Here is a 23,646-nt window from a genome sequence, read left to right on the forward strand (position 1 = left end):
CAGAGAGTACAGCGCTCGGCGCGTCGCCTCGCGGTGACGGCGCCGGGCGCTGTTCGTCGTCCGAAATGCCTGTGGGCGAAGGAGATTCATCATGACGCGACGTCTCATCGTCGAAGCTGACGGCGGTTCGCGCGGCAACCCCGGCGTCGCCGGGTACGGCAGCCTCGTGCGCGACGCGGACACCGGTGCGCTGCTCGCCGAACGCGCCGCGCCGCTCGGCAAGGAGTCGAACAACGTCGCCGAGTACACCGGCCTCATCGAGGGGCTGCGGGCCGTCGTCGATCATGCCCCGGGCGCTGCCGTGACGGTGCGGATGGATTCGAAGCTCGTCGTCGAGCAGATGTCGGGCCGCTGGAAGATCAAGCATGAGGACATGAAACGCCTCGCCGCCGAGGCCCAGGCGCTCGCGGCGGAGATCTCGAGCGCGGGCGGCGCCGTCACGTACGAGTGGATCCCGCGTGCCAAGAACAAGGACGCCGACAAGCTGTCCAACGACGGCATGGACGGCGTCACCGTGCGACGCGACACATGGGGTGACGACGTCGAGCGCGCGTCGCAGGGTGGTGGTGGCGAGCGCACTGACGGTGCTGGTGCTGACGTGGACGGCGCCAGTAGCGCGGGCGCGGGTGCGGGCGACCCGAACGGTGGGGGCGAAGTGGGCGGCGAGGTCGTCGTTGAGCCCGACGAGAAGCCGAGGGGGCCGGCGGATCTCGGACGGCCGACGCGCATCGTCCTCGTGCGCCACGGCGTCACCGACTTCACGACGAGGGGGCTGCTCGACGGTCGCGGTGGCGCGGACCCGTCGCTCAGCACCGAGGGTCGCGATCAGGCACGCCGCGTCGCGGGCGCGCTCGACGGGCTCGTCGGTGACAGCGACGTGCACGTCGTGACGTCGTCGCTCGCCCGTGGGGTCGAGACAGGCACGCTGATCGCCGAACGTCTCGGGGTGACGCCGCGGGTCGACGCCGACTGGGACGAGCAGGCCTTCGGCGAGTGGGACGGGTTGTCGTTCAAGGAGATCCGCGCCAAGGACGCGGCGGGACTGTCGAAGCTGCGTCACGAACCGACTCACCGCGCGCCGGGCGGCGAGACGCGCGACGAGCTCGACGAGCGCGTCGCTGCAGCCCTCGGTCGGGCGGTGGAACGCGGCGGTGTCGTCATCATCGTGACGCACCGCATCGTCATCATGTCGGTGCTCGCCAAGGTGCTCGATCTGAGCATGGACGGCGCGTGGCGCGTTGCGGCGGCCCCGGCGTCGCTGACCGGCATCGAGGTGTGGCGCGACGGCAACGCGCAGGTCGCGTTCACGAACGACACGCATCACCTGCGGGGCTGACAGAGCCTCAGAGCCTCCGATGCAGGCGTCAAGGGGCGTGCGCCGGCGTCCAAGGCGGGTCGTCCGGTGCGCGGACGATCATCCATCCTGTGTGGCGAGCGGCGCCGAAGATCCATAAGTTGCAGTTATGGATATTCAGCGCGGGCAAGAAGACTGGCGACCCGACACCCTCGCGGTGCGCAGCGGCCTCGCGCGCAGCGGTTTCGAGGAGACGGCGGAGGCGCTGTACCTGACGTCGGGGTTCGTCTACGACTCCGCCGAGGCCGCCGAGGCCGCGTTCTCGGGTGAGAGCGACCGGTTCGTCTACAGCCGATACGGCAACCCGACAACGGCGATGCTGCAGGAGCGGCTCGCCGCTCTCGAGGGAGCCGAGGCGTGCACGGCGACGGCGTCCGGCATGTCGGCGGTGTTCACGGCCCTGGCCGCGCTGCTGGGGGCGGGCGACCGCGTCGTCGCCTCACGCGGGTTGTTCGGCTCGTGCTTCGTCATCCTCGACGAGATCCTGCCGCGCTGGGGCGTCGAGACGGTCTTCGTCGACGGGCCTGACCTCGAACAGTGGCGCCAGGCGCTGTCGCAGCCGACGACGGCGGTGTTCTTCGAGTCGCCGAGCAACCCGATGCAGGAACTCGTCGACATGCGCGCCGTCAGCGACCTCGCCCATGCGGCCGGGGCGCAGGTCGTCGTCGACAACGTCTTCGGCACGCCTGTGTTCAGCCGGCCGCTCGACCACGGCGCCGACGTCGTCGTCTACTCCGCGACCAAGCACATCGACGGGCAGGGACGCGTGCTCGGTGGCGCCATCCTCGGCAGGCGCGAGTTCATCGACGGGCCGGTGCAGAACCTCGTGCGCCACACCGGCCCGACGATGTCGGCGTTCAACGCGTGGGTGCTGCTCAAGGGCCTGGAGACGCTGCGGCTACGCGTCGAGGCGCAGGCGGCGACAGCGCTGACGCTGGCCGAGGTGCTCGAGGCACATCCGAAGGTGTCACGTGTCGTGCATCCGTTCCTCGTCTCGCACCCGCAGCACGAGCTCGCGAAACGTCAGATGAGCGGTGGCGGCTCGGTCGTGACGTTCCAGATCGACGGTGACAAGGCGGAGGCGTTCGCCCTGATGAACGCGCTGCGCATCGTCGACATCTCCAACAATCTCGGCGATTCCAAGTCGATGATCACCCACCCCGCGACGACGACGCATCGTCGGATGGGTGCCGACGCGCGGGCCGCGATCGGCATCACGGACGGCACACTGCGCCTGTCGGTCGGGCTCGAGGATGCGGGTGATCTGGTCGACGACGTCCGTCAGGCGCTGCAGGTCGCTCTCGGCTGACGGGGGTCGCCGGCGCCATGCGTCATGCTTTTGGGGCCAGCAGGTCAAGCAGCTACGGGCCAGTAGCTCATCGCGTCAGGGCGAGGACGGCAAGAGCCGCGGCGGTCGTGATGAACGTCGTCGATCCGGTGAGCAGCAGGTGACGGCGCCAGGACACGGTGACGCCCTCGCGGCGCAGGCGCTCGCGCCACAGCAGCGTCGCCACCGACCCCCACCACGTCAGCCCACTTGCGACGTTGGCGCCGATGAGCAGGGCGAGCACACGCGTCGCGTCGTGGGCGGCGGGTTCGAGGGCGAGGTAGGCGGGCAGGTTGTTCGTCGCGTTGGCGAGGCCCGCGCCACTGAGCGTGAGGGCCCAGGCGGGCGCGTCGTCGAGCGTCCGGACGAGCGGGTCGAGCGCGCCGGACCCATGCAGCACCGCGACGGCGACGAACAGGGCCGTCGTGATGAGCAGGCTGCGCCACGGCAGGGTGATCTCGCGGAGACGCTCAGGGGTGAGCAGTGCGAGAGCGAGGACGCAGCACAGCGCCGCGACGCCGGCCGTCATCCACGGTTCGACGACGAGGATCGCCGCGCACATGAGCAGGGTGATGACGGCGACGCTTCGACGCGCGGATCTTTGCTGCGGCAGTGGTGCTGACGCCGATGTGTCATCGGGCGCCGTGGTGCACGGTGACCGCCGCCCAGGGCGATCGTGCCCGTCGAATGGCCGGAATGCGGGGCGCCAGATGACGGCGGCGCACAGGAGCGGCACGAGCGTCGTCGTCAGTGCGACGGGCCACGCCAGCGCGAGGAAGCCGAGGCTGCTCGTGGTGTCCAGGTGCCCGCGCGCCAGCAGGTTGGTGAGATTGGAGACGGGCAGCCACAGCGAGGCCATGTTCGCGAGCCACAGCGTCGGGAAGGCGAACATCGCGACCGGCGCCCGCAGTCGACGCGCGACGACGACGGCCGCGCTCGTCATGAGCACGGCAGTCGTGTCGAGGCCGAGCAGGGCGGTGACGACGCCGGTGGTGAGCAGGAACAGCAGCCACGTCGCGGGCACGTGACCGCGCCCCACAGTGACGAGACGCCGGGCCAGGTCGTCGAAGACGCCTGCGGCGGAGCAGCATTCGGCGACGATCGTCAGCGCCAGAAGAAACGCGAGAACGCCCGGCACCCGGGCGAGCAAGTCGAGCGCTTCATGCATGAGAACACCGCGTCGTGCACCTGGTGTGGGCAGTCGTCATCGGGCCGTGGCGTCGAGGATCCACGGTTTCGTCGCGCTCTTGGGCGCGGTGAGGGCGACGTCGAACGTCTCGGCGAGCTGCTCGGCGAGGGCTGCCGGCGTGCGCGGGTCACGCGGGTCGGTGACGAGGGCGCGCGTGACGAGGCCACGCGTGTGCTTCGCCATGTGAGTCGCCCCGGGCACCCGGATGTGCACCCAGCGTTTCGCAAGGTCGCCGGATGGCGCCCACGACGCGGCGTACGTCGATGATCGACAGTCGATGACGAGGCCGCGCCCGGCGGCCTCGGTCAAGGGCGCGTCGAGCAGTGGCTTCCAGAAGCTCGCGAGCGGGCCGATGCCCGGCAGGTTGACGGCCATCGACAGCCGGTAGGGAGCGACCGCGTCGCGCAGACGCACGGCTCCGTAGAGGGCGGAGGAGATGACGACGCGCCGCCCGGCACGTGTCTTGTCCGCCCCGGTGAGCGAGGCGAGATCGAGCGCGTCGTAGAGCACGCCGGTGTAGAGCGACGACGCGGGCAGGGCGGGTGCCGTCGTCAGGCGCGTGTTGCGGGCGATGTCGTCGGTGAGGTTGGGGGAGACGCCGAGGGCGGACGCAGCGTCGGGGCGAGCGCTCACCGCCGTCAGGGCGTTGATGACATTGCGGCGCGCGTCGTTCAGTTCGGGGTTGCTCAGCGAGTCGAGGTTCATGGCGCGCCCGCGGGCACGCGTCGCCTTGGTCTCCGACGGCGGCAGAAGGATGATCACCGGCACAGGGTAGTGGGCGAGGCGCTCGGTCACCCGCCGGCGCTGAGTCGCTCGCTTTCGCGCGCGGTGGGGGCAGCCGCGTCGCGTGCCGGTGTGGAACGGGCCATGCCGAGGCGCTCGCCGCGTAGGCTCGGGCCATGCCGAGCACACGCATCCTGCTGCAGAACACCGACGCCTCCGGCGAGCTCGCGCGCTCGTTCGAGGCCCTGCGCGCCGAGAACGAGCTGGCCACCGACTACCCGGCCGACGCCGTGGCCGACGCTCTCGACGCGCTCGCGCACGTCGAGAAACCGGAGCGCGACGAAACGTCCGTGCCGTTCTTCACGATCGACCCGGCCGGTTCGATGGACCTCGATCAGGCCATGCACCTGGAGCGTGACGGCGACGGTTTCCACGTGCGCTACGCCATCGCGGATGTGCCGCTGTACGTGCGTCCCGGCGGCGCTCTCGACGCCGAGACGCGCCGTCGTGGGCAGACGATCTACATGCCCGACATGCGGATTCCGTTGCACCCCGAGGAACTCAGTGAAGGTGCGGCGAGCCTGCTCGAGGGGCAGATCTGCTCGGCGTTCGTGTGGGACATGCATCTCGACGCACGCGGCGAGGTGACGTCGGCGAGTTTGTACCGCGCGCAGGTCCGCAGCGTCGAACGGCTCGACTACACGCAGGTGCAGGGGAATGTCGATGGCGGGGGCGCGACGGGCGGCGCCGTCGACGAGCGCTTCGCGCTGCTGCGTCAGATCGGTGAGTTACGCGCGCAGCTGGAGATCGAGCGTGGTGGCGCGTCGCTGCCGATGCCCGAGCAGGAGGTGAGCGAGCCGAGCCCCGGCGACTACGAGGTGCACTTCCGCCCACCCGTACCGAGCGAGGACTGGAACGCGCAGATTTCCCTCATGACGGGCATGGTGGCGGCGCGGATGATGCTCGACGCCGGCATCGGCATCCTGCGCACTATGCCGAAGGCCGACGAGCGCGACGTCGCGCGGTTCCGCCTGCAGGCGAAAGCGCTAGGCGTGGCATGGGCCGAGGACCAGACGTACGGCGCGTTCCTGCGCTCCCTCGATCGTGATGACCCGCACCATCTCGCGCTCGTCCACGAGGCCGTCGGGCTGTTCCGCGGTGCCGCGTACACGCCGTTCGACCGCGACAACCCGGCCATCGCGACGCCCGAGATCACCGAGCAGGCCGCCGTCGCGGCGCCGTACGCGCACGTCACTGCGCCGCTGCGGCGGCTCGTCGACCGCTTCGGGCTCGTCATCTGCGAGGCCGTCTCCAACGGACGCGAGGTACCGGCTTGGGCGCGCGAGGCGCTCGTCGAGCTGCCCGAGATCATGAAGCGCACCGACTCGCTGGCGCGCAAGATCGACCGCGCGTGCGTCGACCGCGTCGAGGCGGCCGCGCTGTCGTCCGACGTCGGGGAGACGTTCGCGGCGTTCGTCGTCGAGGACGGAGACCACGGCCACGGCAAGGGCGAGCCGACGATCCAGCTCGTCGACCACGCCGTTGTCGCGACGGTGAAGGTCGGTGACGCTGCGGCCCCTGCGCTCGGTGAGGCGTGTGAGGTGACGTTGACGGGCGCCGACATCGCGACGGGGAAGCTGACGTTCGCCCTCGCGTGAGGTACTGACGCCTCGCTGCGTCACATCGTGCTGGGTGCGTCAGGCGTGACCGACTCGGGCGGCATCATGTGACGCAGCTGGGTCGTCGCCCGTCATGGGCCGGTCGGATGCGTCGGCACCCGCAGGCAAAGGTAAGCTTGCGCGCGGATGAGTCGGCCGGGCGGTCGCGTCGAGAGTTCGCTCTCGCCGAGGAAAGTCCGGGCTCCACAGGGCAGGGTGATGGCTAACAGCCACCCGGGGCGACCCGCGGGAAAGTGCCACAGAGAACAGACCGCCACGCTCATGAGCGCGGCAAGGGTGAAACGGTGGTGCAAGAGACCACCAGCGCCCCAGGCGACTGGGGCGGCTCGGTAAACCCCACCCGGAGCAAGATCAGACAGCATGCGTCGAAGCGGCCCGCTGAGCATGTGGGTAGATCGCTCGAGCCCTGCAGCAATGCAGGGCCTAGATGGATGATCGCCGAAGCGATGCCAGCAATGGCGCGCGGAACACAACCCGGCTTATAGGCCGACTCATCCCCCGAACATCGCGGGCGCCAGCCCGCAACAGCAGGCCGGAAGGCGCCATCCGGCAGGAGTGGCGCCTTCCTGCCTGTCGCGATCGTGGGGCCGTCAGTGCGTCGCCGCGCTGCTGCACATGTTGAGCAGCAGCGTGAGCACGATCGAGGCGATGACCGAGAACAGGATCATGCCGAGACACCCGGGCAGGCCCCCGACGGGACGGATCTGGACGCGAGGACGTTCGTTCATGGCCTGAAAAGTACACGGTGAGCGCACGGGGCGCTCCCACCCCCAGGGGTGCCCCGTTTGCTTCACCGCCCGTCCCACATCGACGATACTGGCGCGATGACGACACGCATGACGGCCGTGCTCACCGGGCAGGTGCTCAGCTGGCTGGGTGATGCCTTCCAGGTGGTGGCATTGCCCGTGGCGATCGTCGTGGCGGGCGGTAGCGCCGGGCAGATGGCCGCGGCCATCACCGCGACGACGGTGGCACGCCTCGTGTTCACGTTGTTCGGTGGGGTCTGGGCGGATCGGGTGCAGCCACGCATCGTCATGGCCGCCTCGGACGCGGTGCGCGCAGCGTGCGGGCTCGTCCTCGCCTGCTGCTTCTGGGCCGGCGCATGGTCGACGCCGGTCATCGTCGGATGCGCCTTCGTCACCGCGGCTGCCGGTGCGTTCTACGGGCCTGCGTTCATGACGTGGCGGCGCGCCGTGGTGCCGGCGGGGGCGCGTCGGCGCACGAACGGGACCATCACGAGCCTGCGTCAGCTCATGCTCATGTTGGGCCCGGTGCTCGGGGCAGCCGTCGTCGGGTTCGCCGGCGCGGGAGTCGGCTTCGCCGTCAACGCGGCGACGTTCGTCGTCTCCCTGGGGGCGGTGCTCGTCTGGGCGGGTCAGGTCGACACGACGGCGAGCGAGCTCACGGAAGCGGGCGAGGGCACCGAAGTGGATGAGAGCTTCGGCGAGCAACTCGTCGCCGGGTGGCGCGCGGTGCGCTCGCGCTCGTGGCTGCTCTTCGGCTTGCTCGCGGCCGGTTTCTACCACATCGGCAACGGCGCGATCCTCGTGCTGGCACCCTTGCTCGTCGCCAGAGAGGCGGGTGGCGCCCACGCCGTCGGCATCGTCGCCGCCGCCGAGGGGCTCGGTGGGTTTGTCGGCGCAGCTCTCGGGTCGCGCATCCACCTGCGACGTCCGCTCTTCAGCGGGTGGGCGCCGCTGCTGCTCATGCCGTTGTGGGCCTTCAGCTTCGCGGTCTTTCACTCGGTGTGGCCGATCGCGGTGCTCGCCGCCGTCGGATACGCGGGTCTGCTCTTCTACGACGTGCATTGGGAGACGGCCATTCAGCAGGCTGTGCCCGGCGAGCTGCAGGGCCGCGTGCATTCCTGGGACATCCTCATGTCCTTCGTCGCGCTACCGCTCGGTTCGGTGCTCGCCGCACCCCTTGCCCAGACGTTCGGCGCCCGCCAGGTCATTGCCGTCGCCGCGTGCTTCCTTCTCATCGCGAGTGTCGTGCCCTTGTTCATCCGCAGCATGCGCGAGTTCACCCTCGAACCGTCGCAGACGGACCAGCCCGCCCCATCCCGGTGACGCATCGTGTGCTCGATGCGGCCCGGGTGAGGCCGGCCTGCGCAGGCTCCGCCGTCACCAACTCGTGTGGCGCGGGCGCCCTTCGTCGTAGCCCGAGGCGCTCTGCACACCCACGCGGGCACGTTCGTGGAACTCGTCGATCGTCTTTGCGCCCGCGTAGGTGAACGAGCTGCGCACGCCGGCGATGATCGAGTCCATGAGGTCTTCGACACCCGGCCGCTGCGGGTCGAGGTACATGCGCGAGGACGAGATGCCCTCCTCGAACAGCGCCGAACGTGCACGCTCGAACGCACCCTGCGATGACGTGCGGCCACGCACGGCACGAGCCGACGCCATGCCGAACGACTCCTTGTAGAGGCGCCCGTCGGCGTCGCGGTTGAGGTCGCCGGGCGACTCCCAGGTGCCAGCGAACCACGACCCGATCATGACGCTCGCGCCCCCGGCCGCGAGGGCGAGCGCGACGTCACGCGGATACTTGACGCCGCCGTCAGCCCAGACGTGAGCGCCGAGTTCGCGCGCGGCGGCTGCGCATTCGAGCACCGCGCTGAACTGCGGGCGCCCGACACCCGTCATCATGCGGGTCGTGCACATCGCTCCCGGCCCGACGCCGACCTTCACGATATCGGCGCCCGCTTCGACGAGGTCACGGGCACCGTCGGCAGTGACGACGTTGCCCGCCGCGATGGGGATGCGGCGCCCCGAGGACGTCTCGTGAGCGTCACGGGCTGCCCGCACGACGCCGAGCGCGTCGATCATCTTCTCCTGATGCCCGTGGGCGGTGTCGACGACGAGGACGTCGGCACCCGATTCGAGCATCGTCGTCGCCTTGCCCTCGACGTCACCGTTGATGCCGATGGCGACGCCGATCGACAGCTTGCCGTCGGGGTCGAGCGCGGGGGAGTAGATCGTGGAGCGCAGGATGCCGCGTTTCGTCAGGACACCGACGAGGGCGCCGCCCGCCTCGACGACGACGGCGATGTCGCGGTGCGTACGCTCGAGCAGGTCGAACGTGTCGTGCAGGTCGGCTCCGGATTCCACGGTCGTGATGTCGCGCGTCATGACGTCGGCGATGACGCTGAAGCGGTCGACCTCGAGGCAGTGCGCCTCGCTCACGAGGCCGAGGGGGCGGCGGTCGTCGTCGATGACGACGGCGACGCGGTGTGCGCGTTTGCCGAGCAGCGCGAGCACGTCGCTGACGGGGGCGTCCGGCGCGATCGTCACCGGCGTCTCGTAGGTCGGGTGGCTCGCCTTCACTTGCCGGATGGTCTCCTGAACGGCTGCGATCGGAATGTCCTGCGGCAGGACGGCGACCGCGCCGCGCCGGGCGACCGTCTCGGCCATGCGGCGACCCGAGATCGCCGTCATGTTTGCGACGACGAGCGGGATCGTCGTGCCGACCCCGTCGTTCGTCGTGAGGTCGACATCGAGACGGCTCGTGACGCGCGAGCGCGACGGCACCATGAAGACGTCGTTGTACGTGAGGTCGTAGGCCGTTTTTCCGGTGATGAGTTCCACGTCACTCACCCTAGGCTGACGCGCCGACAACCGCGGAATTGCGGGGTCTTTCTTGTTCGAGGCGGCCTTCGCCCGAATGCCCGAACGGATGCCTGCCCGGCGTCGTGTGGGGCCGGCAGCTGGCCACACGGCCCGCCGCGACCGTCCCGAGCAGACGCGGGGGCGGCGGCGGGCCTACGGTTGAGGCATGAAGCTCACGCATCACGGTCACTCCTGTATCGAACTCGACGCCGGCGGCGTTCGCGTGCTGTTCGACCCCGGCACGTTCAGCTCGTTCGACGACGTCAAGGGCGTCGACGCGATCGTCGTCACGCACCAGCACGCCGACCATCTCGACCCCGACGCCATCGACAGCCTGCGGGCCGAGAACCCTGATGCGGTGTGGTTCGCCGAGCCGCAGACGGCACAGTTGCTCGCGGACAAGGGCGTCGAGGCCACCGCGACGAAGGCCGGCGAGACGTACGACGTCGCGGGCGTCACGCTCGAGGGCGTCGGTTCGACGCACGCCGAGATCCACCCCTACATCCCGCGCGTCGGCAACGTAGGCATCGTCGTGAGCGCGCCGGGTGAGCCGCGCGTCTTCCATCCCGGTGACTCGCTCGAGGGGCGCCCCGAGAACATCGATCTTCTGTGTGTGCCGCTCGCCGCGCCGTGGTCGGCCGTCAAGGAGACCATTGCCTTCGTCCGCGCCGTCGCGCCGCAGCACGTCGTGCCGATCCACGACCAGATCATCGCCCCCGCCGCGCGCGGCATCTTCCTGAACCATGTCGCCGACTTCGGCCGCGACGGCGGCGTCGACGTCATCGATGTGCCCGTCGGCGACAGCGTCGAATTGTCCGCTTGACCCGCCCGGGATGACGCGGGTGGTGCGATCGGCGGCAGGCCGCTTCAGTGCTGCCAATGACGCCGTGTGCGGACACGTGCTGAATGAATGGGAGCCGCTAGCTGGGCTCCCGGCAGCGCTGGGCGGGGGGATCAGGCTGTCGACGCACAAGAGTGCAGCCGACGGCGCCCGCTCGGTGGGATAGTCCCCGGCGAGTGCCCGACAGGCGTGGCCGCCGACGCGACGTGTCGCGGTTGGGGCGTCGGGCTTTGTGGGGTGTCGGCGCCTGCCGATAACCTGGGCGCATGACGCTCTCGGTGACTTCGTGCCACGACCGCGACGAGTGGGATGCCCTCGTCAACTCCTCCGGCGGCCACCCGCTGCAGTTGTGGGGTTGGGGCGAGCTGAAGTCGCAGTACGAGTGGTCGGCCGACCGCGTCGTCGTGCGTGACGGTGACGACGTCGTCGGCTCGGCGCAGGTGTTGCTGCGCCGCCTGCCGGCCCCGTTCAAGTCGCTCGCCTACGTGCCGCGTGGCCCGCAGGCCGCCGAGGCAGACCGCGCGCGTGTCGTCGCGGCGCTCGCGCAGCACGTCAAGAACACGCACGGCCCGATCGGCCTGACGATCGAGCCCGACTGGGAGGCGCCGTTCGCGCCGCTCGAGAAGGGCGCGTCCGACGACGAGATCGCGTCCCTCGTCGCGCGGCCGACGTCCGGGTGGCTCGCCGACGTCGAGGCTGCGGGGTACGTGCGCAGTGACAACACGGGGCTCATCCCGCACACGCTGATCGTCGACGTCACTCGTGACGAGGACACGATCATGAAGGAGCTGAGCAGCTCCACCCGTCAGAACGTGCGCAAGTCGTTCAAGGCCGAGAACGTCCGGTTCGGTCTCGTCACCGAGCAGGCCGATCTCGATCAGGTGCTCGCGATCAACAAGGAGACGGCGAAGCGCGCGAACTTCGCAGTCCACTCCGACCTCTACCACGAGCAGATCCGCGACTTCATGGGCCCCGCCTCGCAGCTCATCGCGGCGTGGGAGGGCGACGAGGTCGTCGCGTTCGTGTGGCTCGTGGTCTCCGGCAAGACCGCGTTCGAGCTGTACGGCGGCGTCAGCCCGCGTGGCATGAAGCTGCGCCTCAACTATGGCCTCAAGTTCTGGGCGATGACGCACGTCAAGGCGCAGGGCGTCGAACGTTATGACTTCAACGGGCTCCTCAATGACGGCATCAGCGACTTCAAGCGCCAGTTCGCCAAGCACGAGGACATGCTCGTCGGCACGTACGACAAGTCGCTCTCGCCGATGTTCCCCGTTTTCGCGACGGCCCTGCCCGTGGTGCGCTCGACGCTCAAGCGCGGCGTGCCCGCGGCGAAGAAGACGGCTGTGTCGCTCAAGAACGACCCGAAGGGGACGCTCGTCGGCGCCGCAGCGGGCGCCCGCTCCAAGGCATCTGACGTTCGCGCCAAGCGCGCTGACGCAGCGTGGCACCGCCTCGACTGACGCCGACCTGACCCGCGACGACCCGCCTGATGTCCCATCGGGCGGGTCGTCGGTTATTCGACGTGTGGCGAGCCGGAGTTTGCGCGGCGGTCGACTGCCTGTTCTGCGCATGCCTTGTCCTGCGCGGCCGAACGCCGCCGCTCCTTGCCGGTCGTCGGGGCTGGCCGCGGCGGGGGCCAGCTGGCTGACCCTCGCGTCGGACGGCGAGGAGCGCTCGTTCGGCTCAGTTCACTGATTCGGCGCCTGCCGGCGATCGTCATCACGGCAACCGGCATTGGCTGACTGACTTCCTCGGCGCGTACGACGGCGGTTGCCACCGAGCGACTTGTCGACTCGTGTGCCCTGCCACGTCGCTTCCGCTCGACCCACCTCGAGGCCGAACGGCGACGTCGCCATCGGCTGCCCAGAAGCCTCAAGATCGCCTGCCGGGCGTTGCCGCTGATTTCGCGAGGCCGTCCGCCACGATGCGGGAAGCGGCGAAGCCTCGCGCGCGTGATTTCCGCGGCCCACTATGCCGCGTGGAAGCGCGGCGCGGCCTTTTCGATGTGACAGCCCGGGTAGGTGAGCCACAGGTGGAGTGTCGTGCTGACGCGGCTGTTCTCCAGTGCGAGGTCGAGAAGCGCCTTGACGCGCAGCGATCCGGCCGGGGGAGCCGCTCCGGGCGGGCTGTTCTCGCGCAACGACCGCGCGCGTTCCTCGATGACGGCGTCGAGCGCCACCGCGTCGCCCGTGTCGAGGGTGACGTGCAGTTGCGTCAACGCGTCGAAATCGAGGTGCGGAGTGAACCAGACGGCGTGTTCACGGGCGGTCTCATCAGGGTCGCGCGGTTTCGCGAGACCCTGCCGGTGGAGCAGGGTGAGCGCCCGCGCATGTGCCGCGTCGGCTCCGAGGCGGTGGGCGCCGGCCTTCGTCAGGTCGGCCTCGATGCCGGACGCGACCTCGGGCTCGAGGTGCTGCAGCTCGTGCAGGATGGCGCGCACCGCAGGCATGCGCGCGTCAGCGTGTGCAGCTGCTCGAGCGACCGCGGGTGCGGCTGCGTAGTGCGGCGACGTCATCGGACATCGCCGCGACCGTACCGGGTTGCATCCCGAGCACCGCAGCGAGGTGGGCGGGGGCGAACTCGCCTGGCCCGAGCGGGTACGACTCGTCAGCACGTGCGAAGCGTTCGAACTCAAGATGATCCTGAGCCCGCACCGTGTCGTGATGAGCATGTGCGGTGAGGTCGACGACGGTCTGCGCCATCCGGGTGACCATGCGCGCCGCCTCTACCGCTCGCTCGAGGTCGCGGCGGGTCGCCGCGAGGGTTGCGCACTGGTCGTCGAGGGTCACGCCGTCGTCCGCATCGGACGTCAGCGCGGAACCGCTCGCGAGCGCCCGGTCTGCCGCCACGCGCGTCAGTGCCTGCCATGTCTCGACGAGTTCGTCGCCGGGCAGGCAGGTGAGCGCCTCGAGGCTCTCCCGCACGATGCTGTCCATGCTGCATTATCGCACATATGTTCGAATGGCGGAAGATTGTTGCACGCCGGGTTGACCGGTCGAAGCCGGGCTGGTCCGTACCTTTGCGAGAAACCCCCAGCGGATCGGCTGCCCCTCGCCAGCCATGGTGCCGTGCAGCGACCCCAGCAATGCCGAGCGCAGCGTGCCTATGACTGAGTCAACGTCCGCTGTCGGTCACGGGGTGGCCCGTCCTGCCGCCGACCCTATTGCGCCGAGGAAACGCCACGCGTCATCGCACGGTCAGGCCCACCGGAGGTTCACGAAATGCGCCCGGTCGCCAGCACGGCGCGAGCATCGAAGGTCAGCGTCCCCTCGGCACACATCGTGCGGGCCGTCTCGAAGAAGAGCTCCCGCATCCGGGCCCTCACCTCGGCTGATTGAGCAAGGTACGTCATGCCCGGCGTCGCCACGCCGGCCGTGATGCCCGCCCACAGGTCCTCGGGCGTCACCGTCCACGTCCAGCTGATGTCGGTGGATCGGACATCGTCGAGCCCGCCGCGGCGAAGAGGGAACCGAGGCCCCGGCGGGTTCGCTCGAAGTCCTGATAGGCAGGTAGGGACTGGTCAGGCAGCGGCGTCAGATCGGGGCAGGAGAGCACCTCGCGGAGCAAGGGGCCGAATCCTGCGCCACCGGCGGGCCAGATCGTCGCCGCCACGATCCCGTCACGACGGCAGACGCGGGACAGCTCGCGCATCGACGCGCACGGCGCCTCGACGTGATTGATGACGAAATTGGCCGTCACGATGTCGAAGCTGCCGGAGCAGAAAGGGAGTTCAGGCAGCGCTGCTTTCAGAGTGGCCACGTGGGGTGCCGAAGAGCGGGTGAGTTCGCACATCGTCGCGTCCGCGTCGCACGCGACGACCGCACGACCGTTCTCTGACGCGGCAGCGGCCAAGCGACCGTCGCCGCACCCGACGTCGAGATGGCGCAGACGTCGTCGCTGTGGCCGCGCTGGTCATTCGTTGCGGCCAGGAGCGGCCCGGTGGCGCCCGCGCAAGCCCGTGCAAACGATCGGCGGTAGCCCTCCGCGACGTCGGCCCAGTCCCTCATCGCCCGGCGGGCGTGCAGATGCAGTGACGGTTGCCGTCGGCGTCCTCGACGACCCAGAACGACGGGGCGTGGGCGTCGCTGACGAGGCGGCCGCCGGCATCGAGAACGGCTGCCAGCCGCTGCTCGGCGGCCTCCGCCGCCACCCAGACGTCGAAGTGCCAACGCTGCTCGTGATCCGCCGGCGGGAGCTGGGAATCGTCGGCCGCATCGCCATCGGGGGAGTCCGCATCATCCGGGGCCTGCCACCACACCGTCGGCGTCTGGCCGCTCGGGTCGACGGGCTCACCGTCACGCAGCGGCGCAGCGAAGAGCGCCGAGTAGAACGGAGCGACCTCGTCCGCGTGTGCAGTGTCGAGCCCCGGATCGATCTGGGTGAGACCGGCCACGTCCGGTTCGAGGCCCAGGTGCGCCGCGTGCTCGGCGCTCAACCTCGCCATCCGTAGATCGCGGCTCGTGATGCCGCGGACGTCATGGCTGACGAGGCTGACGATGACGTCCGCGTACGTCAGGGTGACGTCGGGATGGTGATCCCACCGTTCCGCCGACTCGCCGATGAGGTTCACGAGCCGCAACCCCGTCGCGAAGTCGCCAGTGCGGTAGCGCGCCCGCAGTGACCCCATGATCTGCGCCCACCCGGCCGGGGTCTGCGCGGCCACCTCCGCCGCCGTCAGGGTGCGCATCGGATCGGGCCGCCCACCGGGACGCTGCGTCATGTCGTCGCTCATGGCTCCAGTCGACCACACCCGCGCCCGTGCTGGGAGCGTGTCGGTCGCCTCGGTTCCGCGGTGCCCAGCACCGCGGGCGACTGCGTGAGGTGCAGCGTCGGCTCCCACGCTTGAGCGCCGGAACTGCCAGCAGCTCCTCGAGCACGTGGCTCGGTTCCACCCCGCGATGCGCCTCACGCACCCACGACGTCGTCGCCCCGTCCCGCCGCCTCACCCCCGCCGGTCGCGCGCAGACGTCGGTTCGTCGATGCCTTCGCGCAACAGCGGGTCGATACGGTAGGGGATGACGCGGCGCAGGTAGACGCTCGTGCGGGTTCGGGTGACGCCGGGGCACAGGCGGATCTCCTCGCTGACGCGATAGAGGTCGTCAGGGTCGCGCGCGACGACGCGCACGAGCAGGTCCGTCTCGCCGGCCGGCGCGAAGCACTCGAGCACCTCGGGGATTTGCGCCAACCCGTCGATCGCGCCCGAGATGTCGTGCTGATCCAGCTCGACCGCCACCATCGCGCTCATGGGCCGTCCGAGCGTCGCCGGGTCGACGCGCGCACTGTTGAGTCGCAGGATGCCGCGCTCGCGAAACCGCTCCAGCCGCGCGTGCACCGTGCCGCGCGCCAGGCCGCAACGCTGCGCGAGCGCCATCGTCGTCATACGCGGGTCCTCGTCGAGAGCGAGCAGGAGCAGCCGATCCGTCTCGTCGAGCTGCGGCGGTGAGGTCGGGCGCGGCGACCCAGATGACGTCGCGGTCGCGGACGTCGTCGCCGTGCGTGGCCCCGTGTCTGTTTGTCGAGCTGCGCCGCGTCGGGCGTGGGAGCGTCGATCCATGATCATCCTCGTTCCAGTCGTGACGCGTGCTCAGCGCACCGCATCCATGGCCTGAAGCACAGTCCAGTGCGCTGCCCCGCGCAGGTCGCACGAGCAGTTCACGTCCACCCGAGCCTGACGCCGGAAGGGCCCGGTGCCTGCTGACCTGGGCGTCGTGGCCAAGCAACGACGCATGACGCCCCGCCACCTTGATCATAGTGACCAATCAAGGCCGTGGGTGTTGCGCAGCATGATCGACATTGCAAGAGTTGAGGCATCGCGTTCGACGCGCTCACCACCCCGAGTGCGCGAACCGGCAGGTGACTCGGAGCCCCACCACGGCCCGAACAGCCGCGCACCACCACCCTGGGTGAGCACGCCACGAAGCGACCGAGGCCGGCTCCCGCACACTGCGGGAAGCCGGCCTCGTCGTCATCGGGCGAGTTCTCGGGCGCGCCTGGTCGCAGGTGACGGCCGAGCAGTGGCCGCTACTTCACGTGCCGATCGTGCGCGAGGCGCGCTGCGCCGACGATGCCGGCGGCGTTCTCGAGCTTGGCGGGCACGATGGGCGTGCGGATGTCGAGCAGTGGCAGGAACTTCTCGGCCTTCTTCGACACGCCACCGCCGACGACGAACAGGTCGGGCCACAGCAGGTTCTCCAGCGAGGTGTAGTACTTCGTGAGTCGCTTGGCCCACTTGCCGTACGACAGTTCCTCGCGCTCCTTCGCCGAGTGAGCGGCCCGCGTCTCGGCGTCGTGGCCCTCGACCTCGATGTGGCCGAGCTCAGAGTTCGGTACGAGCACACCGTCGTTGATGACGGCGGTGCCGATGCCGGTGCCGAGCGTCGTGACGAGCACGAGCCCGTCCGTGTCCTTCGCCGCGCCGTAGAAGTTCTCTGCAATGCCGGCCGCGTCGGCGTCGTTGACCACGAGCACGTCGCGCCCGATATGCGCCGAGATGAGCTCTTCGGCGTTCGTCCCGATCCACGCCTTGTCGATGTTCGCGGCCGTACGCACGACGCCGTGCTGCACGACGCCGGGAATCGTCACGCCGATCGGTTCGTCGCCGATCATGTCGGCGAAGTGCTCGACGATCTGGGCGATGACGTCCGCGACAGCGTCAGGCGAGGCACCCGCGGGCGTCTCGAAACGGATGCGCTCCGAAGCGAACGCGCCCTTGTCGAGGTCGACGGGGGCACCCTTGATGCCGGTTCCGCCGACGTCGATGCCGAGGGGATAGGACGTGCGGGTCATGCTCGGGCTCCTTGATCAACTGCAGGGGAATCGCACTGCACGGGACGGGGCCACCGACATCTCGCGTGCGGCGACGAACTCGTCGACAGCCTAACCGCGCGGCCCGTCAGCCCTCGTGCGCAGGCGCTGGGCCTGCGGCAACGTCAGTCGACGCTGGTGAGGATCTGCGGGCCCGTCTCGGTGATGACGAGGGTGTTCTCGAACTGCGCCGAACGCGAGCCGTCGGCCGTCACGACCGTCCAGCCGTCGTCCCATGTCGGGGCCGACTCGCCCGAACCCAGGTTGAGCATGGGCTCGACCGTGAAGACCATGCCCACCTCGATGACGTCGTCGTAGTGGGGCGCCGCGTCGTAATGCGGGATGATGAGGCCGTTGTGGAACTCGGTGCCGATGCCGTGGCCCGTGTAGTCACGCACGACGCCGTAGCCGAACCGCTTCGCGTACTGCTCGATGACACGGCCGATGATGTTGACCTGCCGCCCCGGCTTCGCGGCGCGGATGCCGCGCATCATCGCCTCCTTCGTGCGTTCGACGAGCAGGCGCGACTCGTCGTCGACGTCGCCGCACAGGTATGTCGCGCAGTTGTCGCCGTGCACGCCGTCCTTGTAGGCCGTGACGTCGAGCTTCACGATGTCGCCGTCCTCGAGCACCGTCGAGTCGGGGATGCCGTGGCAGATGACCTCGTTGACGCTCGTGCACAGCGACTTCGGGAAGCCGAGGTAGTCGAGCGTCGAGGGGTAGGCGCCGTGGTCGAGCATGTACTCGTGGGCGATGCGGTCGAGCTCGTCGGTCGTGACACCGGGGGCGACGGCCTTGCCCGCCTCCTCCATCGCGCCCGCGGCGATGCGCCCGGCGACGCGCAGGCGTTCGATCGTCTCCGCGTCCTTGACGTACGACTCGAAGCCCTCGCGCGCCTCGTCGCGCCCGACGTACTCGGGGCGGGCGATCTTCTGAGGCACGCTGCGGCGCGGGCTGATCGTGCCCGCGGTGATCGTGCGGCCGGACGTGGTCGTGGAGCGCGTCGTCGTCATAGGGTTGAGTCTAGAGGCCGGGTCCGACAGGGCTCGGCGCCCGCACAAGACGCGCCCGCAGGCGCGAGGAGGTGAGCCGTCATGGCCTACTGGTACAACGTCAACACCGGTGCCGTGGAGCAGGGGGAGGAGACCAACGCCAAGAGCGACATGCTCGGCCCCTACGCCACCGAGGCCGCGGCGCGCGACGCCATCGAATCCGCGCACAAGCGCAGCGAGGAGTGGGACGCTGAAGAGCGTCGTTTCAACGGCGACGACTGACGCACCCATCCACGCGCGACGGGCCGCATCCCACGAGGGATGCGGCCCGTCGTCATGATCTGGCGCGGCGTGATGCGGCTGATCCGACGCGCGCATCTGGCCAGGAATGTCACCGTTGCCTGCCGGGTAGGGCCGCCCATGAGCCCCACGTGAGACGCTGACGCGCCCCACGCCATCGACGCATAGCATCGCAATGCAACGACGGGTGCGAAGAAGGGGAGCACAGGTGAGCGAGCTCGGGTTCGATCTGCGGCGGCTCGCGATCCCCGCCTATGGCCCGACGCTGCTGTTCGGTGCCGCTGAGGGCGCCATCCTGCCCGTCATCCCCTCGACGGCCGTGGCGCGCGGCGCGTCGGTGGCGCTCGCGGCTTTCGTCGCGATGCTCATCGGGCTCGGCTCGCTCGTGTCGAACATCCCCGCCTCACTCATCACGCAGCGCCTCGGCGAACGTCGCGCGCTCGTGCTCGCGGGCGTCGTCACGGCCGCGGGATGCCTGCTGTGCCTCGCGCCGAGCCTCGTCGCGCTCATGCTCGGTGTCGTCATCATCGGCATGGCGTCGTCGGTCTACATGCTCGCGCGCCAGAAGTACCTGACGGAGGCCGTCCCGCCCACGCACCGGGCGCGCGCGTTGTCGCTGCTCGGCGGCGTGGGTCGCATCGGCATGTTCGTCGGCCCCCTCGTCGGCGCCGCCCTCATCGGAGTGTTCGGCGGGCGTTCCGTCTTCGTCCTCGCCATCGTCTTCCTCGCGCTCGCGACGTGGTGCGCGCTGCTCATGGAGGATGTCGAGCGGGCCGGAACCGGGCCCGTCGAACGGGTCTCCACCCGCACCGTCGCACGCTCGTTCGCGCGCGTGCTGCTGACGGCCGGGCTCGGCGTCCTGCTCGTGTCGGCCGTGCGCGCGACACGGCAGGTCGTCATCCCGCTGTGGTGCACGCACATCGGCCTCGACGAGCAGTCGACGAGCGCCATCTACGGGATCGCGGGCGGCATCGACATGCTCGTGTTCTACCCGGCCGGCAAGGTCATGGACGTGCGGGGGCGCGCCGCCGTCGCCGTACCGTCGATGCTCATCATGGCCGCAGCCCTCGTCGCGCTGCCGTTCGCCCACACCTTCGCCGCGGTGCTCGCCGCGAGCTGCGCGCTCGGGTTCGGCAACGGCATCGGCTCTGGCATGGTGATGACGCTCGGCGCCGACTTCTCGCCCGACGTCGGACGCGCGCCGTTCCTCGGCCTGTGGCGCCAGCTCAGTGACACCGGTTCGACGATCGGGCCGCTCGCCCTGTCCGGCATGACGGCGCTGGCCGGCCTGAGCGCCGCCGTCGTCGTGAACGCGATCTTCGGCGTCCTCGCCGCCGCGATGCTCGCCTACTGGCCCGCCAAGCTCATGCGCGCCGGATGGGGTGCCGCCCGGCCCGAACCTGACGCCGCCGACTCAGCACCCTCACACCAGCGCTGACATACCCGATCCTCTCGCGTCCCGCGCGAACGACGAGCGCGGGCGTCAGCTCTCGAAGCTGTGCTCGGGCGCCGGGAACGTGCCGGAGGCGACGTCTTCGCGGTAGGTGCGCGCCGCGTCGAGCAGCACGCTGCGCACGTCGGCGAACTTCTTGGCGAAGCGCGGATAGCGGCCGTCACGCAGGCCGGCGAAGTCGGTCCACACGAGCACCTGACCGTCGCATCCGGCGCCGGCGCCGATGCCGATCGTCGGCACGCGCAGCGCGTCCGTCACCTGCTGCGCGACGGGCGCCGGCACCATCTCCATGAGCACGCAGAAAGCCCCCGCGTCCTGCAGCGCCCGCGCCTCGGCGACCATGCGCTCGGCGTCGTCGCCGCGGCCCTGGACTCGGTACCCGCCGAGCGTGTGCTCGCTCTGCGGCGTGAACCCGATGTGCGCGATGACGGGGATGCCGCCGCGCACGAGATGCTCGACGGTGGGCGCCATGTGCGCCCCGCCCTCGAGCTTGACCGCGTGAGCGCGCCCTTCCTTCATGAGTCGCGCGGCGCTCGCGAACGCCTGCTGCGGCGATTCCTGGTAGCTGCCGAACGGCAGATCCGCGACGACGAGGGCGTGCTGCGCAGCGCCGCTGACGGCACGCACGAGGGGGATGAGTTCGTCGAGGGTGACGGGCAGCGTCGTGTCGTAACCGAGCACGTTGTTGCCCGCCGAGTCGCCGACGAGGAGCGTCTCGATGCCGGCCTCGTCGAAGATCTCGGCCGTGTACATGTCGTAGGAGGTGAGCATCGAGAAACGCTCACCGCGCTCCTTCAACTGCTGCAGCGTGACGGTGCGGATGCGCTTGCGTTCGGCGGTGCGGTACGGGGCGGCCTCTTCACTCATGGCTCCAGCGTAATCAGCAGCCGTTGGAGCCGTTCCCATCCGCTGGCGGGGGCGGATCGTGATAGCACCCTTCGTTACGCAAATGTTGTAAGCGACATCACCGTTCGCTGAGGGGAGGCTGGGTATCTTCACAGTGTTCACGTGCTGGACGTGGGCGCCCTTCTGCTCCTGGAGTACTCATGACACATCGTCGTTCGAACACGCCGCGCATGGCCGCGGCTCTCGTCGGCACGGTGACGGCCTTCGGTCTCATCGCAGCCCCGGTCGCCTCCGCCAACAACGCCCCGCCCGCAGGCGAGGGCCAGACCCGCGTCGGCAAGTCCGACGACCGTCCGAACCCGCTCGCGGAGAAGAAGGCCGACCTGCGTGACGCCGCCGTCAGCGCTCTCGTCACGGGCAAGGCGGCCACGAAGAAGGTCAACGGCAAGCGCGTCATCGAGGTCAAGGGCAAGGACAAGAAGGGCAAGACGAAGCCGCGTTACGTCCAGTACGACGTCAACCAGAAGGCGAACATCCTGAGCTTCCTCGTCGAGTTCGGTGACCAGACGAAGCCCGCCGCCGGTGGCGCGCCCGGCCCGCTGCACAACAAGATCGCCCAGCCCGACCGCAAGATGGACGGCGGCGCGACCGACAACAACAGCACGATCTGGAAGGCCGACTTCAACCGTCAGCACTACTTCGACATGATGTTCGGCAGCTCGGAGTCGTTCAAGGACTTCTACTCCAAGCAGTCGAACGGCCGCTTCGACGTCGAGGGCGACGTGAGCGACTGGGTCAAGGTGCCTTTCAACGAGGCGCGCTACGGCCACAACCCCGTCTCGGGTGATGGCACGAGCGAGGCCGAGGGCTCCTGGTCCTTCATCGCCGACAGCGCCACGGCGTGGGTCAACGCGCAGAAGGCAGCGGGCAAGAGCGACGCCCAGATCAAGGCGTACCTGCAGAGCTTCGACAAGTGGGACCGTTACGACTACGACGGCGACGGCAACTTCGACGAGCCCGACGGCTACATCGACCACTTCCAGGCCATCCACGCCGGCGAGGGCGAAGAGGCCGGCGGTGGCGCCCAGGGTGATGACGCCATCTGGAGCCACCGCTGGTACGCGTACCAGAACCTCGCGGGCAAGGCCGGCCCGTCGCAGAACAAGCTCGGTGGTGTGCCGCTCGGCGACACGGGCCTGTGGATCGGTGACTACACGACCGAGCCGGAGAACGGTGGTCTCGGTGTCTTCACGCACGAGTTCGGTCACGACCTCGGCCTGCCGGACCTGTACGACACGACGAACAAGGCTCAGAACGACGTCTCGTACTGGTCGCTCATGAGCGCCGGTTCGTGGCTCGGCGACGGCAAGACCGACATCGGTTCGCGCCCGGGCTACATGGGTCCGTGGGAGAAGCTGCAGCTCGGCTGGCTCGACGCCACGAAGGTGAGCTACGGCAAGAGCAAGAAGGTCCAGATCGGTCCGAGCGACCGTGACTCGGCGACGCTCGGCCAGGCGGCCCTGATCAACCTGCCAGACAAGACGATCACGACGACGTACAACAAGCCCCAGTCGGGGGCCAACGAGTGGTGGGGCGGCAGCGCCGACAACCTCAACTCGACGTTGACGCGTTCGATCGACCTCACGGGCAAGAAGTCCGCGAGCGTGACGACGGCCGCCTGGTACGACACCGAGGAGGGCTACGACTTCTTCTACGGCGAGGTCAGCACCGACGGTGGCGCCACCTGGGCGCAGGTCGGCAAGGAGGTCTCCGGTGAGAAGAAGAACTGGAGCGACCTCACGTACGACCTGAGCGCTTACGCGGGCAAGAAGGTCGACTTCCGCTTCCGCTACGCGAGTGACGGCGGCGTCCACGGGGCGGGCCCGTTCCTCGACGACATCCGCATCGTCGCCGACGGCGCGACACTGCTGTCGGACGACGTCGAGAAGGGCACGAACGGCTGGGTCGCGAAGGGCTTCACCCTCTCATCGGGCACGACGAGCGAGAAGAAGACGCACTACTACCTCGCAGAGAACCGTCAGTACAACGGCTACGACCGCTACCTCAAGACGGGTCCGTACAACTTCGGTTATCTCAAGCAGCAGGCAGAGCGTGTCGAGCACTTCGCCTTCCAGCCCGGTGTTCTCATGTGGTACGTCGACAACGAGTACGCGAACAACAACGTCTCCGAGCACCCCGGCCACGGCCAGGTGTTGCCCATCGACTCGCACGCGCAGGCGATGAAGTGGAAGGACGGCACGCTCGTGTCGAACAAGCTGCAGCCCTGGGACGCGGTGTTCGGCTCGTCCTCGATGCCGTCGCTGACGCTGCACCGCAACGGTGACGCCACGACGTTCCCGAAGAGCAAGGGCGTGTCGACGTTCGACGACACGAAGGCGACGAACTACTACGACGCCTCCAACCCGACGGGTTCGACGCTGACGGCAGGCAGCGGCGTCCAGGTCACCGTCAGGGGTGTGAGCAAGGACAAGGCGCACCTCGACGTGCTTTTCCGCCGCTGACGCGCTGAGGC

At 69.4% G+C, this 23,646-nt stretch carries 22 protein-coding genes and 1 other RNA gene; 10 read left to right on the plus strand and 13 right to left on the minus strand.

The window, feature by feature from the left end; translation table 11 throughout:
- Positions 1–91: 91 nt before the first annotated feature.
- Positions 92–1,336 carry a bifunctional RNase H/acid phosphatase gene (locus HMPREF0321_RS03660; RefSeq protein WP_006944214.1) on the plus strand — a complete coding sequence of 415 codons (1,245 nt, stop codon included), beginning with the start codon at positions 92–94 and terminating at the stop codon, positions 1,334–1,336.
- Positions 1,337–1,463: 127 nt separating this feature from the next.
- Entirely contained in the window at positions 1,464–2,663 is a 1,200-nt protein-coding gene (locus tag HMPREF0321_RS03665) for an O-succinylhomoserine sulfhydrylase (RefSeq protein WP_006944272.1), read from the plus strand.
- Between the two features lie 67 nt (positions 2,664–2,730).
- Here the strand turns inward: HMPREF0321_RS03665 and HMPREF0321_RS03670 are convergent, their stop codons facing one another.
- Positions 2,731–3,849, minus strand: coding sequence for an SLC13 family permease (locus tag HMPREF0321_RS03670; RefSeq protein ID WP_006944251.1), 1,119 nt, complete (start codon positions 3,847–3,849; stop codon positions 2,731–2,733).
- Between the two features lie 36 nt (positions 3,850–3,885).
- A complete protein-coding gene (locus HMPREF0321_RS03675; RefSeq protein ID WP_040014418.1) occupies positions 3,886–4,632 on the minus strand; it encodes a YaaA family protein in 747 nt (248 codons plus the stop codon).
- A 137-nt stretch (positions 4,633–4,769) separates the two neighbouring features.
- Here HMPREF0321_RS03675 and HMPREF0321_RS03680 point away from each other — a divergent pair, with 137 nt between their 5' ends.
- Positions 4,770–6,251, plus strand: a complete 1,482-nt coding sequence (locus HMPREF0321_RS03680) for an RNB domain-containing ribonuclease (RefSeq protein WP_006944174.1) — start codon at positions 4,770–4,772, stop codon at positions 6,249–6,251.
- A 148-nt stretch (positions 6,252–6,399) separates the two neighbouring features.
- Positions 6,400–6,770, plus strand: an RNA gene (gene rnpB / locus HMPREF0321_RS14670) — RNase P RNA component class A.
- Between the two features lie 92 nt (positions 6,771–6,862).
- Here the strand turns inward: rnpB and HMPREF0321_RS16355 are convergent.
- A complete protein-coding gene (locus HMPREF0321_RS16355) occupies positions 6,863–7,000 on the minus strand; it encodes a hypothetical protein (protein WP_006944181.1) in 138 nt (45 codons plus the stop codon).
- Positions 7,001–7,096: 96 nt separating this feature from the next.
- Here HMPREF0321_RS16355 and HMPREF0321_RS03685 point away from each other — a divergent pair, with 96 nt between their 5' ends.
- Complete coding sequence (locus HMPREF0321_RS03685; RefSeq protein WP_006944282.1) at positions 7,097–8,341, plus strand: MFS transporter; 1,245 nt, start codon at positions 7,097–7,099, stop codon at positions 8,339–8,341.
- A gap of 54 nt (positions 8,342–8,395) precedes the next feature.
- Here the strand turns inward: HMPREF0321_RS03685 and HMPREF0321_RS03690 are convergent, their stop codons facing one another.
- Positions 8,396–9,856: a GuaB1 family IMP dehydrogenase-related protein gene (locus HMPREF0321_RS03690; RefSeq protein WP_006944164.1), complete on the minus strand. Its 1,461-nt coding sequence runs from the start codon at positions 9,854–9,856 to the stop codon at positions 8,396–8,398.
- A gap of 187 nt (positions 9,857–10,043) precedes the next feature.
- On the opposite strand from HMPREF0321_RS03690, the gene HMPREF0321_RS03695 reads away from it, so the two are divergent.
- Entirely contained in the window at positions 10,044–10,700 is a 657-nt protein-coding gene (locus HMPREF0321_RS03695) for an MBL fold metallo-hydrolase (RefSeq protein ID WP_006944258.1), read from the plus strand.
- Between the two features lie 284 nt (positions 10,701–10,984).
- The gene (locus tag HMPREF0321_RS03700; protein ID WP_040014395.1) at positions 10,985–12,178 is read left to right on the plus strand and encodes a peptidoglycan bridge formation glycyltransferase FemA/FemB family protein; all 1,194 of its coding nucleotides are present in this window, start codon (positions 10,985–10,987) and stop codon (positions 12,176–12,178) included.
- A gap of 509 nt (positions 12,179–12,687) precedes the next feature.
- On the opposite strand, the gene HMPREF0321_RS03705 is transcribed toward HMPREF0321_RS03700, so the two are convergent.
- From HMPREF0321_RS03705 to map, 8 genes are all read right to left on the minus strand, one after another.
- Positions 12,688–13,167: a hypothetical protein gene (locus HMPREF0321_RS03705; protein WP_038568605.1), complete on the minus strand. Its 480-nt coding sequence runs from the start codon at positions 13,165–13,167 to the stop codon at positions 12,688–12,690.
- Between the two features lie 7 nt (positions 13,168–13,174).
- A complete protein-coding gene (locus HMPREF0321_RS03710) occupies positions 13,175–13,654 on the minus strand; it encodes a hypothetical protein (RefSeq protein ID WP_006944328.1) in 480 nt (159 codons plus the stop codon).
- Between the two features lie 278 nt (positions 13,655–13,932).
- Entirely contained in the window at positions 13,933–14,124 is a 192-nt protein-coding gene (locus HMPREF0321_RS03715) for a hypothetical protein (RefSeq protein ID WP_006944248.1), read from the minus strand.
- Entirely contained in the window at positions 14,121–14,606 is a 486-nt protein-coding gene (locus HMPREF0321_RS14660; protein WP_083603942.1) for a bifunctional 2-polyprenyl-6-hydroxyphenol methylase/3-demethylubiquinol 3-O-methyltransferase UbiG, read from the minus strand. Before HMPREF0321_RS14660 ends, HMPREF0321_RS03715 begins: the two co-directional genes overlap by 4 nt.
- A 115-nt stretch (positions 14,607–14,721) precedes the next feature.
- Positions 14,722–15,450, minus strand: coding sequence for a 4a-hydroxytetrahydrobiopterin dehydratase (locus HMPREF0321_RS03725; RefSeq protein WP_006944193.1), 729 nt, complete (start codon positions 15,448–15,450; stop codon positions 14,722–14,724).
- A gap of 210 nt (positions 15,451–15,660) precedes the next feature.
- Entirely contained in the window at positions 15,661–16,272 is a 612-nt protein-coding gene (locus HMPREF0321_RS03730) for an Lrp/AsnC family transcriptional regulator (RefSeq protein WP_006944270.1), read from the minus strand.
- 467 nt (positions 16,273–16,739) lie between these two features.
- A complete protein-coding gene (gene ppgK / locus HMPREF0321_RS03735; RefSeq protein WP_006944296.1) occupies positions 16,740–17,504 on the minus strand; it encodes a polyphosphate--glucose phosphotransferase in 765 nt (254 codons plus the stop codon).
- A gap of 143 nt (positions 17,505–17,647) precedes the next feature.
- Positions 17,648–18,535 carry a type I methionyl aminopeptidase gene (gene map, locus HMPREF0321_RS03740; protein WP_006944215.1) on the minus strand — a complete coding sequence of 296 codons (888 nt, stop codon included), beginning with the start codon at positions 18,533–18,535 and terminating at the stop codon, positions 17,648–17,650.
- An 81-nt stretch (positions 18,536–18,616) separates the two neighbouring features.
- Between map and HMPREF0321_RS03745 the strand changes: the two genes are divergently transcribed.
- Together HMPREF0321_RS03745 and HMPREF0321_RS03750 are read left to right on the plus strand one after the other, a co-directional pair.
- Positions 18,617–18,796: a hypothetical protein gene (locus HMPREF0321_RS03745; protein WP_006944217.1), complete on the plus strand. Its 180-nt coding sequence runs from the start codon at positions 18,617–18,619 to the stop codon at positions 18,794–18,796.
- Between the two features lie 193 nt (positions 18,797–18,989).
- Positions 18,990–20,252, plus strand: a complete 1,263-nt coding sequence (locus HMPREF0321_RS03750; protein WP_006944312.1) for an MFS transporter — start codon at positions 18,990–18,992, stop codon at positions 20,250–20,252.
- 45 nt (positions 20,253–20,297) lie between these two features.
- On the opposite strand, the gene panB is transcribed toward HMPREF0321_RS03750, so the two are convergent.
- Entirely contained in the window at positions 20,298–21,134 is an 837-nt protein-coding gene (panB, locus tag HMPREF0321_RS03755; RefSeq protein ID WP_050786456.1) for a 3-methyl-2-oxobutanoate hydroxymethyltransferase, read from the minus strand.
- A 209-nt stretch (positions 21,135–21,343) separates the two neighbouring features.
- Here panB and HMPREF0321_RS03760 point away from each other — a divergent pair, with 209 nt between their 5' ends.
- Positions 21,344–23,635, plus strand: coding sequence for an immune inhibitor A domain-containing protein (locus tag HMPREF0321_RS03760; protein ID WP_038568598.1), 2,292 nt, complete (start codon positions 21,344–21,346; stop codon positions 23,633–23,635).
- Positions 23,636–23,646 lie beyond the last annotated feature (11 nt).

The sequence above is a fragment of the Dermacoccus sp. Ellin185 genome, from assembly GCF_000152185.1.
GTDB classification, from domain to species: domain Bacteria; phylum Actinomycetota; class Actinomycetes; order Actinomycetales; family Dermatophilaceae; genus Dermacoccus; species Dermacoccus nishinomiyaensis.

Bases quoted from the DNA above. Each gene is read 5' to 3' on its own strand.
- HMPREF0321_RS03660 (WP_006944214.1), top strand. From the start codon at position 92: ATGACGCGACGTCTCATCGTCGAAGCTGACGGCGGTTCGCGCGGCAAC.
- HMPREF0321_RS03665 (WP_006944272.1), top strand. From the start codon at position 1,464: ATGGATATTCAGCGCGGGCAAGAAGACTGGCGACCCGACACCCTCGCG.
- HMPREF0321_RS03670 (WP_006944251.1), bottom strand. From the start codon at position 3,849: ATGCATGAAGCGCTCGACTTGCTCGCCCGGGTGCCGGGCGTTCTCGCG.
- HMPREF0321_RS03680 (WP_006944174.1), top strand. From the start codon at position 4,770: ATGCCGAGCACACGCATCCTGCTGCAGAACACCGACGCCTCCGGCGAG.
- HMPREF0321_RS16355 (WP_006944181.1), bottom strand. From the start codon at position 7,000: ATGAACGAACGTCCTCGCGTCCAGATCCGTCCCGTCGGGGGCCTGCCC.
- HMPREF0321_RS03685 (WP_006944282.1), top strand. From the start codon at position 7,097: ATGACGACACGCATGACGGCCGTGCTCACCGGGCAGGTGCTCAGCTGG.
- HMPREF0321_RS03695 (WP_006944258.1), top strand. From the start codon at position 10,044: ATGAAGCTCACGCATCACGGTCACTCCTGTATCGAACTCGACGCCGGC.
- HMPREF0321_RS03700 (WP_040014395.1), top strand. From the start codon at position 10,985: ATGACGCTCTCGGTGACTTCGTGCCACGACCGCGACGAGTGGGATGCC.
- HMPREF0321_RS03705 (WP_038568605.1), bottom strand. From the start codon at position 13,167: ATGCCTGCGGTGCGCGCCATCCTGCACGAGCTGCAGCACCTCGAGCCC.
- HMPREF0321_RS03710 (WP_006944328.1), bottom strand. From the start codon at position 13,654: ATGGACAGCATCGTGCGGGAGAGCCTCGAGGCGCTCACCTGCCTGCCC.
- HMPREF0321_RS03725 (WP_006944193.1), bottom strand. From the start codon at position 15,450: ATGAGCGACGACATGACGCAGCGTCCCGGTGGGCGGCCCGATCCGATG.
- HMPREF0321_RS03730 (WP_006944270.1), bottom strand. From the start codon at position 16,272: ATGGATCGACGCTCCCACGCCCGACGCGGCGCAGCTCGACAAACAGAC.
- ppgK (WP_006944296.1), bottom strand. From the start codon at position 17,504: ATGACCCGCACGTCCTATCCCCTCGGCATCGACGTCGGCGGAACCGGC.
- map (WP_006944215.1), bottom strand. From the start codon at position 18,535: ATGACGACGACGCGCTCCACGACCACGTCCGGCCGCACGATCACCGCG.
- HMPREF0321_RS03745 (WP_006944217.1), top strand. From the start codon at position 18,617: ATGGCCTACTGGTACAACGTCAACACCGGTGCCGTGGAGCAGGGGGAG.
- HMPREF0321_RS03750 (WP_006944312.1), top strand. From the start codon at position 18,990: ATGCAACGACGGGTGCGAAGAAGGGGAGCACAGGTGAGCGAGCTCGGG.
- panB (WP_050786456.1), bottom strand. From the start codon at position 21,134: ATGAGTGAAGAGGCCGCCCCGTACCGCACCGCCGAACGCAAGCGCATC.
- HMPREF0321_RS03760 (WP_038568598.1), top strand. From the start codon at position 21,344: ATGGCCGCGGCTCTCGTCGGCACGGTGACGGCCTTCGGTCTCATCGCA.